12 protein-coding genes and 1 pseudogene are annotated in these 18580 nt (G+C 56.6%); all 13 read right to left on the bottom strand.

Annotated features, from left to right (window positions below; all coding sequences use genetic code 11):
- Positions 1–3: 3 nt before the first annotated feature.
- Positions 4–6528, bottom strand: a complete 6525-nt coding sequence (locus ACYQ3S_RS10160; protein WP_459689005.1) for an LPD25 domain-containing protein — start codon at positions 6526–6528, stop codon at positions 4–6.
- Between the two features lie 566 nt (positions 6529–7094).
- The gene (locus ACYQ3S_RS10155) at positions 7095–9185 is read right to left on the bottom strand and encodes a DNA topoisomerase 3 (RefSeq protein WP_418507771.1); all 2091 of its coding nucleotides are present in this window, start codon (positions 9183–9185) and stop codon (positions 7095–7097) included.
- Positions 9182–9976, bottom strand: coding sequence for a DUF4366 domain-containing protein (locus ACYQ3S_RS10150; RefSeq protein ID WP_418507770.1), 795 nt, complete (start codon positions 9974–9976; stop codon positions 9182–9184). The genes ACYQ3S_RS10155 and ACYQ3S_RS10150 overlap by 4 nt, the downstream gene beginning before the upstream one ends.
- On the bottom strand, positions 9966–10217 hold the full coding sequence (locus ACYQ3S_RS10145; protein WP_418507768.1) for a DUF4315 family protein: 252 nt from the start codon (positions 10215–10217) through the stop codon (positions 9966–9968). Before ACYQ3S_RS10145 ends, ACYQ3S_RS10150 begins: the two co-directional genes overlap by 11 nt.
- 6 nt (positions 10218–10223) lie before the next feature.
- Positions 10224–10778, bottom strand: a complete 555-nt coding sequence (locus ACYQ3S_RS10140; protein WP_459688888.1) for a phosphoadenosine phosphosulfate reductase — start codon at positions 10776–10778, stop codon at positions 10224–10226.
- A gap of 189 nt (positions 10779–10967) precedes the next feature.
- The gene (locus ACYQ3S_RS10135) at positions 10968–12938 is read right to left on the bottom strand and encodes a C40 family peptidase (RefSeq protein ID WP_418507767.1); all 1971 of its coding nucleotides are present in this window, start codon (positions 12936–12938) and stop codon (positions 10968–10970) included.
- Positions 12935–13885: a DNA-methyltransferase gene (locus ACYQ3S_RS10130; protein ID WP_418507766.1), complete on the bottom strand. Its 951-nt coding sequence runs from the start codon at positions 13883–13885 to the stop codon at positions 12935–12937. Before ACYQ3S_RS10130 ends, ACYQ3S_RS10135 begins: the two co-directional genes overlap by 4 nt.
- On the bottom strand, positions 13882–16293 hold the full coding sequence (locus tag ACYQ3S_RS10125; protein ID WP_459688886.1) for a VirB4-like conjugal transfer ATPase, CD1110 family: 2412 nt from the start codon (positions 16291–16293) through the stop codon (positions 13882–13884). The genes ACYQ3S_RS10130 and ACYQ3S_RS10125 overlap by 4 nt, the downstream gene beginning before the upstream one ends.
- A complete protein-coding gene (locus ACYQ3S_RS10120) occupies positions 16190–16639 on the bottom strand; it encodes a PrgI family protein (RefSeq protein ID WP_459688885.1) in 450 nt (149 codons plus the stop codon). The genes ACYQ3S_RS10125 and ACYQ3S_RS10120 overlap by 104 nt, the downstream gene beginning before the upstream one ends.
- Before the next feature lie 6 nt (positions 16640–16645).
- Positions 16646–17182, bottom strand: coding sequence for an MT-A70 family methyltransferase (locus ACYQ3S_RS10115; protein WP_459689003.1), 537 nt, complete (start codon positions 17180–17182; stop codon positions 16646–16648).
- Between the two features lie 51 nt (positions 17183–17233).
- Complete coding sequence (locus ACYQ3S_RS10110) at positions 17234–18097, bottom strand: VirB6/TrbL-like conjugal transfer protein, CD1112 family (RefSeq protein WP_003505008.1); 864 nt, start codon at positions 18095–18097, stop codon at positions 17234–17236.
- Between the two features lie 89 nt (positions 18098–18186).
- Positions 18187–18279: pseudogene (locus ACYQ3S_RS10105) on the bottom strand (Maff2 family mobile element protein); the annotation flags it as partial.
- 89 nt (positions 18280–18368) lie between these two features.
- The coding region (locus ACYQ3S_RS10100; RefSeq protein ID WP_459688882.1) for a DUF4368 domain-containing protein at positions 18369–18580 on the bottom strand (212 nt) is incomplete at its 5' end.

Genomic DNA, 18580 nt, shown 5'->3' with positions numbered 1-18580 from the left:
GTGTCACACCTCCAATTCCTGTGTCTTTTCCCGCTGCGGCGGTTTCTTCTGCTGTTCCTCCTTGGCGGCTTTGAGCTGCGCCCGGATGGACGGCTTTTTCTGTTTCTGCGCCGGGCGCTGGGGCTGCTTGGGCTTTTGGGCCTCCGCCTTGGCTGCCTCGGCCACGTCAAACAAGGAAATCTGTTCCCCGGCTTTGGCCTTGGCTTCCAGCTCGCTCATGGTAGGGGCATTATTCAGAACGCCGTCAATCATGTTGTAGTTTTGCTCGGTCATCATTTCAGCGGCCTTGATGGGGCTTTCCTGCTGGGCGGGGATGGCAAAGGCGTCTGTGCCGTTGCCCATGATAAGATACTTGCCGTCCTCGGATTGGTGGTGGAAACCATAGCCTGCGGCCTCCAACTGCTCCCGGCTCATGTCGGTTATAAGGAAGCTGCCCCGTGGGGTCTGGATGCTCTCGCCGGTCAGCAATTCCCGTGGCGTAAGCTGTTTTTCCCGCTGCAAGAAGAACTCCGGCACCGGCGTAAAGCCGAAGCTGTCACAGTAATGGGCTTCCTCCTTGCCGCTGCGGGTCAGCACCACAACGTCGGAAACGGAAAGGCTGTGGCCGGTGAAGTCGGCGGGACGGTCAAGGTTGAATGTGCGGTAAATGTCCTCCAGCGTGGTTTTACCGTCCAGCGGGGCCGTGTAAACCAGATTGTAATTCTGCCGGTCAACGGCCAGCCCCACCGCCTGCAAACGCTCGTAAGGCTCAAAGCGATAGTCCCGTGTTTCCGGCCCGCCTTTGAGCTGGTAGATGGTAAAGGTGTCGCCCTGCTCCTGTGCCGGGGGATCGACGGTGAAATACGGGTTTTCCCATTGGGTGAAAGGCATATCCGGCATGGCCTTATAGCTGCCGTTCTCCATCACATAGGGCCGCACCCGGTCAAAGCCGATTTCCTGTGCCACACGGGAGAGGCTTTCCAGTACCACGGGATCACTCCGCAGCCGTTCCATGCGGGTGAAGTCCTCCACAAGATAATTCTGGCCCGCCCGCACATGGAGAATATCGGCGGCGCTCATGCCGTCCTTGCTTTCCATGCCCAGCGTCAGATGGGCGTAGGGTCGGCCATCGGTGTTCAAATCCTTGGCCTCGCTGTTATAGGGCTGGCTCCGCAGCTCGTTGAACCGGGCCTTGGCTTCCTCAAAGGTGGCAAAATGCTCTATCGGGGTCTGCTGCTCGGCATTGGTGGCCCATGTTTTCAGATCGGGAATGATGTAAAAACCCCATTCCCGGCCAGCCTCCGGCTCGGCGGCGCTGCGCTCGGCCAGTGTCTTTTCGGCCCGTTCCCGCACATCGTCCCGCAGCGGCACCGTATAGAGGCTGGAATCAGAAGAAAAGCCCACGTTATTGAAAACGTAGTCCACATCGGCCTCTTTCAAGGCACCTGCCGGATAGTAGTCAGCCCGTGTGGGGGTGTCGCTCACCTTGCCGCTGGCAATATCATGGTTCAATCCCGTTTCCAGATGGGTACAGATTTTGCCGTCCACGGCCAGCGTCACATAGTACCAGCCAATATAACCGCCGGTCTTTTCGTCGGCTCCCTCGTTGAACTCCACATTGAGCAGCGTGTAAGGCTTCAAGCCCTTTTGGGCCGCGATCTCGTTGTCCTTGACCTCCCGCTGCAACAGCGCAGGCAGGGCCGCTTCCTTGGTGGCCTTGACGATCTCCGGGTTGTACTGCACCAAAGTACGGTTGACACATTCCGTCTGCACCTTAACCGTCTTGGCTTTCGGTGTCAGGTGGTTGCCGATAAACAGGGACGCGCCGTTGTCAAAACGGATCGTCATGTCGCTGGTGCCGCGCCATTTGCCGGTACAGGGGGACGTGTGGATTTCGCCGGTCTTACAGCCAAACGACTGCGCGATCACATCAATCTTGGCCTGCAAGGGCAGTTCTTTGTATCGGTCAGCGATTTCCAGCGCCTTTTCCTGCAACTCCGTCAGGGGTTTTGCGGGGGCCGCCTGCGGCTCGGCGTCGGAAGTGACTTCCTGCGCCGGGGCGGTTTCCGGCTCCGGCTCCTGCACGGGTTCTTGTTCCGGCTCCGGCTCTGGTGCCGGTTCCTGTTCCGGGGTGGGTTCGGGTGTCGGCTGTTCCTGTTCCTTGGCATACAGCTCTTTGACGGCCTCCTGCGTCAGCTCCCCGGTATTGAGCTGATCCATCAGCTCCCGGCACCGTTCCGGCGTCCCGACGTAGAGAATATCCCCGATCTTGGCCCTGCCGTTGTCCTGCGGAACATAGGCTTGCAGCAGATACAGGTTTTCCCGGCTGTCGCTGCTGGGGGTGGCGTGTACCCGGTAGAAGTAGTCCGGCTCGGTCTGATCCTGTGCCATCTGCGCCCGCTGCTCCCGGCTGCTGTTGCGTTGCAGCTCCGTGGGCTTGATGCCGGAAAGGGGCTGAATACAAGCAATTCTGTCCGACGCACGGTAGGCATTGTCGTTCAAAAGCCGCTGCCATGCGCCCACACTCGGCGCCCAACGGAAACCGTTCTCTTTCAACTGCTGGCGGGCATCCGCTTCCGGCTTGCCGTCAAAGAACACCTGCAAGCGGCCCTGATCCCGGTTGGCCTCCACATGGCCGCCGTCAAACTCCCAGCCCACATAGGCCACTTCGTTTGCGCGGGTCAGGCTTTCGATCCGCTGCCGAACGCGGCGGATTTCCGCATTGTTGTTGGACAGCTCCCAGCTCTGAAACGGCTTCTTTTCATAGTGCCAGCCGGACGCCATATCCGCTTTCAGGTTTTCGATGTTTTCAGGAGAGAGGTGCGGGCAGCCGTCCAACGTGCCGTGTTTGCGGTAATAGGCATTGACCGCTTTCATGGTTTCCTGTGCCTTTTCAAGACCGTCCAGCTTCTTTTGCAGCTTGGGAATGGCCTGCGGATCGTCCTGCCGGATGCCGCCCATGCCGGTGCTGCGGATTTTATCAAGCAGCCCTTGGATGTACTGCCATTCCTGCATATTGCTGTCGCGGGCCGCGTTCTGTTTCTCTTTCTTCCGTACCGGGAAATTGGAACCACCGGCAATCAAAATGGACGGAACACGGGCGTCAATCTCATAGCCGTGGTTCATGTTGGCAGCCAGCTTCCGGGCATAGGTGTCAAGCAGGCTGTCGATTTTCTCATGGTACATGGGATCGACGCGCTTTTTTTGTTCCTGTGCCAGTGCAAAGGCTTCATCCACATAATGCCGGTACTCGGCTGTGGCGCTGCCGGGCTTGTAGTCGGAAAAGCTGTTCATTTCCTTGGCTCGACGGGCCGCGCCCTCATTGATGGAATAGTAGTAGTCGGACGCCGCAGGCTCTTTCACCGGCTGTTCCGGGGTTTCCTGCTGGGGCGGCTCTTGGGCTTCCTGCGGCTGGGCCGGGGCCTCATAGCCAGCCGCCGCATATTCCTCCACGGTCATACCGGCGTCGGCGGCCTCCTGTGCAATTTCGGCCTCCACCTGCGCTTTGTAGTCCTGCAAGCTCTGGTCGAAGTCGGTCAGTTTCGGCGGCTCCGGCAACTGATACTGGCCCTGATTGAGAAGCGGACGGCACTCTTTCACATAGTCCAGAACCGCTTGGAAATAGGCTGTCTGTTCCGGCGTCAGGGTTTCCCCGGATTGCAGAGGACGACGGGCCTCTTGCTCCATAGCGGCCAAATTACAGTGCAGCGACATATACGGAACAAATTCATGCAGCAGCATATCCCGCTGGGCCTTGTCCGCCTCCCATGCTTCCGGCCCATCATGTTTCAGAACATGGTTTTTCCAGCTCTCGTCCTGTGCGTAGTATTCGTGATAACCACGGATATGCTCGATCAGAGAACCGTCGCCGTCGCCAAAGTCCTGCCGTCCCTCGTAGTTGTCCGGCTGTCCCTGAAAGGTGAAGTCGATGCGGAACTTGGTCTTGTCGTACCAGCTTCCCTTGTAGTCGGGCTGTTCCCGTTCATAGCGTTTGGCGCTGTCCAGCTCTTTGAAAATGGCGTCGGCCTCATGCAGCGGCATTTGCTGACCGTCTTTCAGGTGGGGACTTTCACTCCAAATAATCGTGACAACCGGCTCCGCTGCCGGATCAAGGGCGGTTTGCTGTTCTGCCTTGGCAACGGCAATCTCACTTTCGATCTGGCTTCTCACAAAATCATCCATGTGGCCGTGCTGCATTTCATAGCCCTGTTCACACAGACGGTTGATAATCTCGATCACCTTGTCCGTGTCGCCCACAGCCTCGGCGTACTCCACGATCAACCGGCGTTCCTCGTTGCCCATGCGCTGTCCGTCACGCTCGGCCCAGTCGATCAGAGCGTTGGCCCGTTCCGTGGGGGTGGCATCCGGCATAATGGGCTTGTTGTTCAAAAGGCCGTCAATCCCATTCCACGGCTGCGGCTCCGGCTGTACGGAAATAGCATTGGCCTGTTCTGCGGCCTCCTGAAAATCTTCCAGTGCGTCGCCGGTGATGGTTTCCGTCACATGGCCCTGTGGTGCAATCCCGGAAAGAATTTCGTCGCGAGCCTCCGACAAAGAATACTCCGTATTGTCCAACTGTCCGCCGTCGATCTCTTTGTAGTCAGGGCCATACATGGTATAGTCAAAGCCGTTTTCGCTGGTCTGGATAAAGAGAATATTGCCGCTTTCCAGACGGTAGGCAGCTTCTTGGGCCTCGGCCCGTTGCAGCGTACCGTCGCCGGAAAGGACAAAGCCCTGTGTCTGAATGGCGTCCAACGTGCCTTGCGTCACTTCGCCGGTGGATTTCACATCGGCGTCAATCAGGGTTTGCAGCATGGCTTTCACACTGTCGGTCATTTCCTGCTGCTGTTCCGGGGGCAGCTTGGAAAACACACTGTCGGGGGCAGGCTGCTCGGCGGCCTGTTCCACGGTCGGCTCCACAGTTTGCTCCACGGCCTGCTGCGCCTGCCGCTGTTGCTGAAGCTCTAACAGGTGGGCTTCCATTTCATTGATAAGATTGTTGGCGGTGGATCGGATAGTTTCAAGGGACGCCTGCAATTCCTCCAAATCCTTGCCGGAACTCCAATTTGCAATGTACCCGAAAGAATAGTCCGACGTGTCCAGCCCGAAATACTGGCACACCGTATAGGCCACGCTCTCGGCCTGTACCTCACGGGTGGCTCTGTCCGGCATCTGTTCCTCCGGGAGATTGCTGTTTTTCTCATACAAGCGGGCGTGGGCAACTTCATGGATGCTTGTCTTTAAGGTCTGCAATTCGCTCATGCCCTCATTGACTGCAATCCTCTGTTCCAGATAGAAGCAGCGGCCCTTGGCACCATCTAAAATAGGCTCAATGGAAATGGGATAAGGGGACGCCTGTGTTAAGGCGGCCTGCAAATCCTGAAAATGCTCCACGTCACCGTCCAGCACATCCACATGGGTTGTGGGCAGCTCTTTTCCCTCGGTCTGGCTTACGTCATAAACCGATACCGCACGATAGTCCGGCACAGTGATTGTCTGTTCCTCCATCACGGTTTTGCCGTCTTTGTCTTTGATGGATTCGCCGGTATCAGGGTCTATTTTGGGAACACGCTTTTTGACTTTGTAGTAGGCGGGGGCTAAAATTTTCAGCCCGATTTCTCCTTGTTTTCGGGTGCGCTCAAATTCCGATTTCCATTTTCCCAGCCCGGCTACCAAAGAGGCGTCCGGCTTCTGCATGAAAATCAACATGGTATTTCGGAAGCTGTAACTGTGGAACTTGGACATAGAGGCAAGATAAGATTTGTAGTTGTCGCTGCTCATAATGCCCCGTACACCAGCTTCCAGCCGGTCGGTGATCTCTTTCATGTATTCATCTTTGGACTTGTCCTTGGTGATGATGGGAGCTGCCTCCGGCAGTACAGCAGCGGGAGCCGGTTGCTCCGTGCGAAAGGCGTCACGGTCAGCCTCCGGCGCGGGATAGGCCATCACCCGGTATTCCTCCGGCACCGGCTGGCCCTCATGGACGCGCTGCCACTCGTCGCCGCTTTTCACCAGATAGCCGTAATCGGTGAAAACACCATGCTCCGTATTGGCAATATGCAGGCCGAAACGGGGCAGGAAAATTCCCGCTTTCCATTCCTCCGGCATATCCACCATGCCGGAACGGTTCAGGTAGTAGTCACCCAACTGGCCCGTGCCGGTGACATCCGGCAGATGCACATAGTAGTCCACGTTGTCGGGGTAGTCGATGATCTGGCCGATGCTGTGGAAGTCGCTCTGTGGGCTTGTCAGGGCGGCGTTCAGCTCCGCAAGCTCGGCGGCGTCCAGCTTTTCCAGCCTCGCGGCAAGGAAGTTCAGCTCGTCCACATCGGCGGACAGCACCAGATCGCGGGGCAGCTTAATGGGACGCTCCTGTGGGCTTCGGTAGTCGTACAAGAAAAAGTCCTGCGGATTGTCGGCACTGATCCCGATTTCCCGCAGGGCTTCTTGCAGCTTTTCGGTTGTGGTCGGTAAAGAAAACCAAAGGCCCTCTTTGCCTTGCTCATAACGCTGTCGGTTATGCAGCAGGATAGAAAACACTTCGCTCATGGGTTCACTCCTTTCAAAAATCAGTTTGGATAACGGCTGCTCCCATACATCCCCAAAACCGCGAATAACGGTTTTGCCGTTGGCTCCATTTCGCGCAAACATCTCCACCGTGGAAAACGCACGGTCAAACTGTTCTGGATTGCTGGCGTCAATCGCCGGAGCAAAATGGATAACGCCATCTTTGTATTGCTTGCCCGTCCCGATCCAGCCGCGAAGAAAACTGTCAAAAGGGGCTTTCGCGCCGCTTTCCCCGTGTTCCTCGGCGTGGCTCTTGACAAGGGCATTACCCCGGTACTGCCTGCCTAAAATCAGTTCCCCGGTCTGCGGGGAGAACATGAAGCGCCGGTTCTGGATGGCCTGCATATCAAAAGTGGTATGGTTGGTATCAATCAGCAGCAGGCCATTTGCAATCTCTACTTTCTGCTTTTCCGTTTTGTCAGCTCCTTCTTTCAAAATAGGGGTTTGGGGCTTTCCCCAACAAGCAAAATCCCCGGCCCGGCAGGGTGGCCGGGTCAGGGATTTATCGGAAGTGTGGCTACACTTCCTATGCTTGCTACGTTACTCCGTCAGCTCCTTTTCTCCACGCGGTAGTTGACGTACTTCCCGCCGGTATCGGCCAAAAGCACCGTCCCGTCGTAGGTTTTGCCGGTTTTCATGGAGCGCAGGCCCTTTACCTTTGCTTTTCCGTCTTTGAGCAGCGCGGCGGCGATCTTCGGGGTGAACGTCTTGCCCCGTTCCTCAAAAAATCGGTCATTTTTCCACATGACAAACTGGCAGGCCCGGTTTCCGCAGTAATAGTTTTTCTTGCCCTCGTAGACGGCTTCGCCGCAGCGGGGACACTTGCCGATAACAACACGCTCGGCCTGAAACAACTTCTGCGCGTCCTCGCTGATCTGCGAATAACGGGAAATCAGGCTCCGGGTCATTTCCTCAATGCCTACCATGAAGCCCTCCGGGTCGGCCTCGCCCTTGGCAATGGCCGTCAGCTTGGTTTCCCATTCCGCCGTGAGCTGGGGAGAAGTCAGCACTTCCGGCAGGACGCACACAAGGTTGTGGCCGTCCTTGGTGGGAAGTAGCTGTTTGCCTTTGCGCTCCACAAAGCCCATCTGCACCAGCTTTTCCAGAATGGAAGCGCGGGTTGCCGGGGTTCCCAAACCTTGGCGCTCGGCGTCCTCCGGCATATCCTCGGCCCCGGCACGTTCCATAGCAGACAGCAGCGTATCTTCGGTATAGGGCTTGGGCGGCGTAGTGAAATGCTCGGTGATGCTGGCCTCCACCGGGTCAAAGGTCTGGCCCTCGGTGATCTCCGGCAGCTCCCTTGCCAGCTCCGGCGCGTCCTCGTCGGCGTCGGTCTTGAACGACGCCTTGAAGCGGCGATCAATCTCTTTCCAGCCGGGGGTGAGAATGGTTTTGCCCTTGGCGGTGAACTCGTTCCCGGCGCAGGTGAATGTGGCGGTGACAGCCTCATACACATGGGGCGCGGCCACGGCACACAGCAGCTTGCAGCACACAAGGGACAGCAGTTTCTTTTCGCCCTCGGTCAGCCCGTCAAAGCCTTTCTGCACAAACTCCATCGTGGGGATAATGGCGTGGTGGTCGGACACCTTTTTGCTGTTCAGCACCCGGCCAAACTGCGGGGCAATGTCCAGCCCAGCCGCAAAGGAAAGCAGCGGCCACAGGCCGGACACGATGCTTTCCGCTGTGGGCTGCATATCGTCGGTAAGGTACTGGCTGTCGGTGCGGGGATAGGTCAGCAGCTTCTTTTCATAGAGCTGTTGGGCATAGTCAAGGGTCTGCTTGGCGGTAAATCCAAACAGGCGGTTGGCCTCCCGCTGCAAGGTGGTGAGGTCGTAAAGACGGGGCGGCTGCTCCGTCTTTTTCTCACGCTTTACTGATACACAAACGGCCTGTGCTCCTGCACAGGCCGTCTTGGTGGCGTTGGCGTCGTCAGGGTTCAGGAAGCGGTCGCTGGCCGCCTCCATGCCGCCCGCCGCGATATGGACGACGTGATATTTCTCTTTCTTGAAACCGCTGATTTTTGCCTCCCGGTCAACCAGCATTTTCAAGGTGGGCGTCTGCACCCGGCCCACAGTCAGGGTCTTGTGGTAGAGGATGGAGAAAAGCCTTGTGGCGTTTATCCCCACCAGCCAATCCGCCTGCGCCCGGCAAAGGGCCGATTGATAGAGGGCGTCATAGTCCGCGCCGGGTTTCAGGTTGGCAAAGCCCTCCCGGATAGCCCCGTCCTCCATACTGGAAATCCAAAGGCGCTTGAACGGCTTTTGACAGCCTGCCATCTGATAGACGAAACGGAAAATGAGTTCCCCCTCGCGCCCGGCGTCGGTAGCGCACACAAGGCCGTCCACGTCGGGGCGCTCCATCAGGGAACGCAGGGTGTCAAACTGCTTTTTCTTGTCGTCCGGGATGATGTACTGCCATTCCTGCGGCAAAATCGGCAAATCCTCATAGCGCCACTTCTTAAAGCGGGGGCCATAGGCCCCGGCGTCGGCAAGGGAAACAAGGTGGCCGATACACCAGCTTACCAGATAGCCGTTCCCCTCAAAGTAGCCGTCCTGTTTCTTATCCGCGCCGATCACGCCCGCAATACTGCGGGCGACGCTCGGCTTTTCTGCGATTACAAGTGTATGTGAAGCTGTCATTCCTCGTCCTCCTTATCTGTTTCTTCCTCCATTAACAAATCTTCCTCCGGCTCTTGGGCGTCCCCGCCGGTGGCGTCGTCCGGCTCCGGGGCTTCTTCTTCGTCCTCGTCCTCGCCAAAGTCGTACTCGTCCAGATCATCGCCGCCCTTGACATCCGCTTTCGGCTTACGGAGCTTAAAGAAATAAAGGGCCGCGCCGCCGCCTGCCAGCACTACCACAAGGAACACCACAAGGCCGCCCATGCCGCCGCTTTCTTTCTCCGGCGCTGCCGGTTCTTCCTCGTCTGCGGGTTCCGGCTCCGGCCCGGCGCAGGCGGTCAGGCTATTCTTACAAACCGGGCAGGCCGTGTTGACGGCCCCGGCCTCACACTTGGCCGTGCAGGTGCAAACTTGCGGCTCCTGTTTGCCGTCCTCCAACAGTGCTTGCAGGTCGGCGTCGTCCACTTGGTTGAGGAAATGGACGGACGTTTCCTTGTCCTCGTTGGCCCGGTCAATCAGGATATAGAAATAATTCCCGGCCTTGGTGGTGACGGTGATAAGCTGCTTATCCCCGTAGAAATCATCCACCAGCGCCGCGTTGCCCTCCGGGGTGACGGGTACGCCCTCCGGCTCCATCTCTATGCCGCCGGTGGTGGGTTCCTCTGTTTCCTCCGGCAAAGGGGCCTCGGTGGTTTCCGGCAGCGGCTCCGGGTCAGGGTCAACGCCTCCGGCGTAGGCGGTGACGGAAAAAGCCGCCATGCAAAGCACAGCGGCCAGTGTCACGGCAAATCTGCGAATGATCTTATTCTTCATCGGCGTTTCCCTCCTGTTCAAACTCCGGCTGCGGGGCCGGGGGCGCTTGCAGAGCGCCGCCGCGCACAAAGGCGGCGAACTCCTGCGGGGTCATGTTCAGGCCACGCACAAGCTGGACGATCTGCAAGTTTTCCTGTTCGGTCTTTGCCGCTTCCAGCTCCCGAAGCTGCTTTTGCAGCTCCGCGATCTTGCCCTTGGTTTTCTCAATGTCCTTTTCAATACGGTCAAGTTTATTTGCCATAACTGATTACTCCTTTCCAAATCGTTCCTGCCATGCGTAGTTGCGCCCCAATCCTTTTACAGTTTTCAGATAGGGCAGGGCGTTGGCTTCCAGCGCAAGCGCCCGCTGATACAAGGCGGGATAGTGGTCTTTCAAATATAGGATTTCGGGTTTCTTCATGCTGGGGCAGAAAAAACAGGAGGATTTGCCCGGCTGCGGCAAGCCTGCCGCCTGAATCGCCCGGACGCAATCGCTCCTGTCCCAGCCCCATTCTTCTATCAGGGGATAACAGTTATAATATTTTTTGTCGGCCTCGTCAATCTTGCGGGAACGGAGATACCGCTTCATTTCCCCGGCGTCATATCCGATAAAGCGGTTGACTTTCCCTCCGCCTTTCCAGACTTCCCGGCACGGCTCATAGTGGTTGCAGAACTTTTCCTGCGGCCCGACTTTGTGCTTTAGGGAACAACGCTTGTAGCCGTAGGCGATTGACGGGAGGGTGCAGGATTGCAGACATTCCTTTTCCAGCGTCAGCCGGTTTCCCTCACGGTCAAACTTCTGTACGGTTGTGATCTGCGGCATACCATGTCCGGCCAGCCATGCGTCCATTTGCCGGATAAATTGATAAGTGTGGGGCTGCTCGGCCCCAGTATCGGCAAATAAAATCAGATCAACAGGGATATGGTGCTGATAAAGGCCAACAAGTAAGGCGGCGCTGTTTGTACCGCCGCCAAAAGAAACGATATTGATTGAAAATCCTCCTTTCTGGCGTCAGGGTAGACGCCCGTAACAGTACAGGTGAGATTGCCAGTAACTTGAATTTAGACTTGTGTAAGAAATGGGGTCGCCACAGTGCAACATGACGGAATTACCCACATACAGCCCCACATGGGACACGCCGGGGGTGTCGTAGGTGCCGACGAAAAACACCAGATCGCCGGGCTTGGCCTGCCCCGCCGTGACGGGAGTACAGAGGTTATAAAGCCCCTGCGCCGTCTGCCGCCCGACGCTCCATCCGCTGTGATTGAGTACCCAGCTAATAAAGCCGGAACAATCAAAAGACGTGGACGGGCTGGAACCGCCCCACACATAGGGATAGCCCACATACTTGTCCGCCTCCGCAATCATGGCGGCAAAGGTTTCATCCTCCAAAGCCTCCGGGGGGATTTCATAGTAGGTCGGCTCCTTGACGGTGGAGGCATGAGGATAGCTGCTGTTTGGAAAGAGGTCTGGCCGGTTGCCTAACGTCTGCATATAGGCCGCGTACAGGCTCAACTGTTCCTCGTCCATGATGTAAACAGGCAGGTGGGACAAGTCGTTGTTGGTGAGCGTCACGTTGCAGATATAATAGGTATAGGGGACTTCTACCTCGTACTCGTTGCCCTCGCTGTCTGTCCTCGTTTCCGTGCGGTAACGGATTTCCGTTTCAATGGTCTGGGTCAGGGTGTATTGCTGTTCAAAGAGCATGGCAAGGTCGCCCTGTACCTCGTCCAGCATAAACGCCCCGCCGTGGAGCGCGGAGAGGATAGAGGTCAGCACATAGGGGTCATGGCTGATTTCGTCCAAATCAAAACGGTACTCATCATAGCCGGGGTGCAGGCTTTCGTAGTTGTCAAGCTCATGCTGTAAGTCGGCCTCCATCCCGGCATAGGCGTCCTCGGCCCCCAGCATATCGCTGTCCTCGGACAGATAGGAGGTGGCCGCAAGCCCCGTCCCGGCACTGCCAAACATGGCGGTGCAAGATTGCAGGCCGCCCATCACCAGCAGGAGAAGCAGGCCCACGCCGCCGATCAGCAGCGCCCCTTTCCAGTGGCGGGCCACAAAGGAGGCGGCTTTTTTGCTTTCCTTGGCGGCTTTTTGGGCTGCGGTGGCCGTGGTCTTGGCGGTGCTGGCTGCGCCCTGTGCCGTCTGGCCCGCCGCCCGTGCTGCCTTGGCGTACTGCCGTTTGATTTTCTGTTTCTGCCAGAAGCGGGAAACCGGGTTCTTTACCGCCTGCGCCATTTCCGGGTTATCCCGCAGGGATTTTTGATACACATACTCGGCGTTGGCGGCTATGGATTTCCTTTCGGCCTTGGCTGCGGCCCAGTAGGGCTTTAATTTCTGCCGCCTCCGGGCGCTTCTTAGGGCCTTGCCCGCTTGACGTTCGGCCAGTTCTTCCCCCTTGTGGCCGCCCTCCACGCCCACGTTTTCGTGTTCTACCTCGTGGATTTTCCCGTGGAGGTATAGCCCTGCCTCCTGCACGGAGCGGCTGGCCGGGCTGGGTTTGAGCTTGGGCGGGTCTTTCTCCACTTTCTCAAAGTGAAGTTTGCTTTTGGCCTTTCCCTTGGCCTCGTCATAGACGGTTTCCTTGGTGACGACGCGCTTTTTCGGGAGGGCGTCTTTGGCCGCGTCCAGCTTATCCGCCCGCTTCTCGGCCTTTTTGATATAGGGGGCAAGCTCCGGGGAGGCCCGTTCCTCGGCGGTAAATTGCAGGCGGGAAGTAGGACGGTGCAGGGCTTCGCCTCCCTCCGTCACCACTTCCCCGGCGTCCTTGGCCGCCTTTTTTGCCTTGTGGCGGCTGTGGAGTTGATCGGCCCGTTCCAGTACCTTTTCCGCCGCGCCGCCCGGCTCGGCGGTATATTCCTGCTCGGCCTCCCGGCTGGATATGTTGACGCTCTCGCCGGTGGTCTGGTTATCCAGCGCCAGTCCGTCGCGGGTCATGCGCTGGGTGATTTTATCACGGGGTTTTAAGGGCTGTTTCATAGCAAATCACCTCCCATCCGTTCCTTTGCCATTTCGCAGTAAAGTGGGTTTAACTCAATGCCGATATAATGCCGGTTTAACCTTTTGGCGGCAAGCCCGGTTGTTCCGCTTCCGAAAAACGGGTCGAGTACAAGGCCGCCCTCTGGACAGCCAGCTAAAATACAAGTTTCTGCCAGCTTAGGAGGAAAGGCCGCAAAATGGCCGCCCTTATAAGGAACAGTGTTAATCAGCCATACATCCCGCCGGTTTCGGACTTGTGGAATTTCACTTTCTGCATATCCACATGGACGGCTGCTATTGATGGTCTGGTGCCGTTGGCCGGGAATGTCAGTGCCATATTTATGAGAATCACTGTAACGGTGACGCATACGGTCAGGGGTGGAGGCGGCTACTGGCTCCGCGACACTTTCCCAGTCATAGAAATATCGGCGTGACTTGGAAAGCAGAAAAACGTGTTCGTAACAGCGCGTAGGCCGGTCTTTTACACTTTCGGGCATGGGATTGTTTTTCATCCAGATAATATCTGAACGCAGATACCAGCCGTCAGCCCGGAGAGAAAAAGCCAACATCCACGGTATTCCAATCAGGTCTTTTGCCTTGCAGCCCTCTACTTTGTGATTCAGTGCGATTGCCTGCCCTGTCCGGCCATTTGGATATTTGGGGTCTGTAAACTCCCCCTGATTTCCTTTTCCGCAATAGGTATCTCCCACGTTCAGCCAGCAGGTTCCGTCCAAACGCAATACCCTACGCACTTCCCGGAAAACTGCGGTCAGCCGCTTAATGTACTTTTCCGGTGTGTCCTCCCGTCCAATCTGCCCATCTATACCATAGTCCCGCAGCGCATAGTAGGGCGGAGAGGTGATACAACACTGGACACTGTTATCCGGCAGTTTTTTTAAGATTTGCAGGCTGTCCCCGCAAAGGATTGTGTCAAGGGGCGGCGTCATATTGTCGCCCCCTCGCCTAACCGGGTCGTCATAATCTGGTAGAGCTGCGTGTTCTTCGGGATAGGGTTCTTGAATGGCAGAATCACGTTCTCATAAATGAGAAGCCCCTCACCGGGTTCGGAATTGTCCACATACCGTAGCTGCTGGGGGGAAATGTTCAGCCGTTCCGCAAGGATTTTCCTATCGCCGGACGCCTGATTTAACAGGCAGATAAAGTCGCTGTTCTCCAAAATATTTTCGATTTCCGGGGAGGAAAGGAGGTCTTTCACGTTCTGGGTGGCACCTGTCGGAATCCCGCCCCACTTACGAAAACGCTTCCAAATCTCACAGGAAAAGGCCGCCGTTTGTTCCTCCCGCAAAAGCAAATGGAACTCATCACAAAAGAACCATGTCGCTTTGCCCTGGCTGCGGTTTTGCGTCACCCTGCCCCAAATCTGGTCTTGGACAATCAGCATACCGATTTTCTTTAGCTGCTTGCCTAACTCCTTGATGTCAAAGGCCACAATCCGGCTTTCAATGTCCACGTTGGTGCGGTGGTTAAAGACGTTCAGGGAGCCGGACACATACAGGTCAAGGGCCTGCGCCACCCGGTCAGCCTCCGGGATATGCTGCGCCAGAAGCGCCGCGTGGAGGTCGGAAAGAATCGGCATATTTTCCGGGCGGGGGTCTGCCAGATAGGGCCGGTAGATCACCTGCACGGCCCGGTCAATTACCGTCTTTTCGATGGCTTCCAGCCCGTTCTTGCCGCCCATCACAAGCTCACAGAAAGACAGCACAAAGTCGGATTTTAAGGCCAGCGGGCTTTCATCCTCGGAGTAATTCAGGTTGATGTCCAGCGGGTTCACATAGCTTTTGCTGGTGGGCGAGAGCTTCACCACTTGGCCGTGAAGCCGCTGGACAAGGGGGTAATACTCCGCCTCCGGGTCACAGATATACACGTCGTCCGGCGTACAGAGGAACACGCTCAAAATCTCGGATTTACAGCTCATGGACTTGCCGCTGCCGGGGGTTCCCAGCTTCAAACCGTTGGGACACCGCGCCCGCTTCCTGTCCAGCATAATCATGTTGCCGGTCTTGGCGTTGACGCCGTAGTACATGGCGTCGCCGCCCTGAAAAAGCTCCTGCGTCACGAAAGGCACGAACACGGCCACGCTGGAAGTCGTCAGGGAACGCTCAATTTTGATGTGGCTGGCCCCCAGCGGGAGGCTGCTCATAAGGCCCTGCTCCTGCTGGTAGTCCAGCCGGACAAGGGAACAGTTGTATTTCTGCGCCACGCCTGCGGCCCAAAACACATCGTTGTCCAGCTTTTGCCGGGTATCGGCGGTGTTCAGCACCAAAAAGGTGAGCTGAAACATCCGCTCATTCCGGCTCTGCAAGGTCTTTAGCAGCTCCTTGGCGTCCTGCCCGTAGGTGGCAAGGTCACTGGGCAGGATGTCCATGTCATAACCGCTGCGGACGGCCCGTTTCTGCTCTTGAATCTTCATGGCGTCAAGGTCGGTGATTTTCCGCTTGACTGTTTTAATGGCCTCGCTCTGGTCGATGGCCTGCACATGGAGGTTGACGACAATCCCGTTTTCCGTGTTGAGGAAGTCCGCCAGCATTTCGTCCGACAGCTCCGGGGAGAGGATGTTTAGGAAGCTCACGGCCCCATATTTGCCGCCCAGCCCAAACAGCCGGGCATTTCCGAAACGGAACGACGATGGGGCGATAAAGTCCTTGGTGGAAAGTCCAGAGGGGGCCAGCCATTTCCAATCGAATTGAAACGGCTCCCCGTCCGGGTGGAAAATGCTGTGCATGACTTCCAGCCGGGCTTTCGCGTCCAGCCCCCACGCCACGGCCCCCATGCTCTTGAAATAGCCTAAGAGGTCGGTTTCAATGCGGCGTAGCCTTGCGCGGGCCAGTTTCAGGTTATCGGCCTCGATGGTGTAGGTCAGGAATTTCCGTTTTATCAGGCCGTTGTTCCCGCTTACAAGCTGGTTTTTCAGGATGGCGGAATACTCCGCCCGGATGTCGTCAAAATCATCCCCCTGCGCCCGGATTTCAAAGCTCTTGGCATATTGCTTGGGGTCGATCTTGTGGTTGATAAAAGAAAACTGGACGTGGATAGAGGCGTCCAGATAGTTGTATAAATCGCACAGGTTTTCAAAGATGGCCGTCTTGGTGTCCGCCTGCGCGAGCTGGTAGCTGATGTCCGCGAACTCAATACACTTGGAGAACGTGCGGGGCGTCAGGCGGCAAATCCCGTCCTGATACATGGCCTCGTAGGGAATACTCTCCTGCGCGGAGTGGGGCTTGCCGTCGCCTTTATACTTGCGGATGACGGCCTGAATTTCTTTCTTTTCTGCGCGGGTCAGCTTTACCGGCGTTCTTTCCGGCGCTTCGTTCCTTTGCTTTTTGGACAATGGCATTTACCTCCTTTTCCATTTGTCGCTGCCGCACAAGGGCAGAATAGGCGTTGTTGGTCTGGTAGGGGCGTTCTTTCGGCATAAGAAAGCAGCACTGGATGATCTGCCATACCACTACTTCAAGGGGCTGGCCGTGGCGCTCATAGAGGGCCAGAAGCAGGCCAGGCAGCATGGCAAACACCATAATCAGCGCCGCCGCGCTGGTGGGGACGCGCCCCCGGAGCAAAAAGAAAAGCGGGACGCCTACAAGCAGCGCACCGCCAAAACAGATCAGTTGCCGTTTGGTTAGCCCAAACACCACCTTGGATTTCACACGGGTAAAATCCTTGGGGACAGTTACATAAGCCATAAAATATCACCTCGTTTCTGATACGGACAGTGAAACGTCGCTGTCCACTTCGTTGCCCCACGCATCCCAGCCGGGGGTTTTCTGTCTTGCGAACAGTTCCACGCGGGGCAGGTCGCCCGCCAGCTCTATGATTTTCTCGCGGGTAATGTCTGGTTTCTTGCTGTGTTCTTCAATAGGGGAAATGATAAACTGATGGACGCTTTTAGAATGGCGCTTCGGCTGGCCCCGCTTGGCAAGCAGGCAGATTTCCGCGTTTCCCCTTGTCCAGTAGCCCAGCCCATAAAACCATGTGGGGCTTTTTCGGTTTAATTTCAGCCAGACAAAAGCCACGGTCTTGAATGTGAAGCCCCACGCCTGAATCAGCCGCAAAGCCTCTGGAAGCTGCGGGAATGTGGCCCACAAAAACAGCAGGCAGTCCCGGTCAGCCAGCGTTTCCACCGGCAGGGCACACAGCTCGTCAATCCCCATCGTGGGATAGTGCTTTTCCGCCGCCCCCTGCACCGCTTTCCGTTCATAGCGCCACGGCGGGTCGGCGTAAATGATATTGTAGGTTTTCTTTTGTGTTTCCTCTATGGTTGGGGTTCCTCCTGTCTGTCAGTGTGCAGTAAATACGGCTTTCGATATGCTGCCGGTTTTGAACAGACAGAAGCAAAGCAGCACCGTATAGCCCATACAGCCCCATATCGCGCCGGAAATGTCGTCCGCCGTGCCGATCTCCTGAATCAGCACCGCGTAAATCCCGACAACCACCATAATGAGAAAGGCTTGGAAGCCCAGCGCCAACAGGGATTTCAAATAGTTCTGGCCGACGCCGCGCCACTCCGCGTTTCCCAGCGTGGCAAGGGGGATAGGCCCCAGTGCGGTCACGGCGTATATTTCAATCATTCTCCCGTAGGTCACAAGGAAAATGCAGATGGAAAGAATGTTCATTGTCAGCCCCACAACAAGGGTCTGGAACCACAGGCCGAGCAGCGGCCCAATGTCCATCGCGTCGAGGCGGCTTTCCAGATCAGGCAGCAGCGTGTCAAAGTCAATGCTGGTTTCCCCGATGATTACCCCGGCGCTCTGGTTGACGACTTGCTGGGTGGCGTCAAACACGCCCATGACGATATTCCATGTGTTCGTCACAATGAGGATGGCAAAGGCGCTCTTGAACATCCAGCGGAAAAACATGGAGCTGTCAAAATCGTGCATATTGTTCTTTTCCACAATCATTTCAATCAGCTCATAGCACATCACAAGGGCGAGAATGGCCGCCGCGATAGGGACAATGACCGTTTCGGACAGGGATTGCAGCATAGAAAAAATGCCGCCGTTCCAGTCCTGCGGGGTACTTCCCACATCCGACGCGATTTCCCCAACTTTGGTATTCACGGTGTTAAACAGCCCCGACAGGTTCCCCATGATACCGTCAATCAGGATTCCTTTTATCCATTCCCCAATCAAATCACCGATCATGTGGGTACACCTCCTTTCCCGCGCCCTCCCGGAAAGGGGGAGGGCGCGGAGGCGATTCTATGGTTAGCGGTTAGGGATGGCCGGGCCGGTTAGCCCAGCAGCCCGGACAGCAGCGGGACAAGGGTAATGCCGATCAGGGCAACGCCACCGCCCGCGACAAGCTGCTTAACGCCCTGTGATTTTACTGATGTGCGATAAAGAAGTAATAGAAATGTAAAAAATTTTGCCGTTCCTATCCGGCACTTGGCCATTGTGTCGGATAGGTCGGGCGTTAGGCTTCGGGCAAGTCAATCTTGCCGACAAAGCTGTAATAAATCTCAATGTCCTGCCTGCGGGTGCCGTTCTCGTCATAGCTACACTCATGCACGACGATTTTTTCAATCATTTCCCGCAAGAGGGTGGGGGTCAATTCCTCAAAGGCAAGGTGCTTTCGGACGATACCCATAAACTTTTCCGCGTTGACGGTGGCGGCCTGCGACTTGT

This window comes from Agathobaculum sp. TL06, from assembly GCF_054658635.1.
Note: the sequence above shows the minus strand (reverse complement) of the source record. Positions and strands in the feature narration are given on the sequence as shown.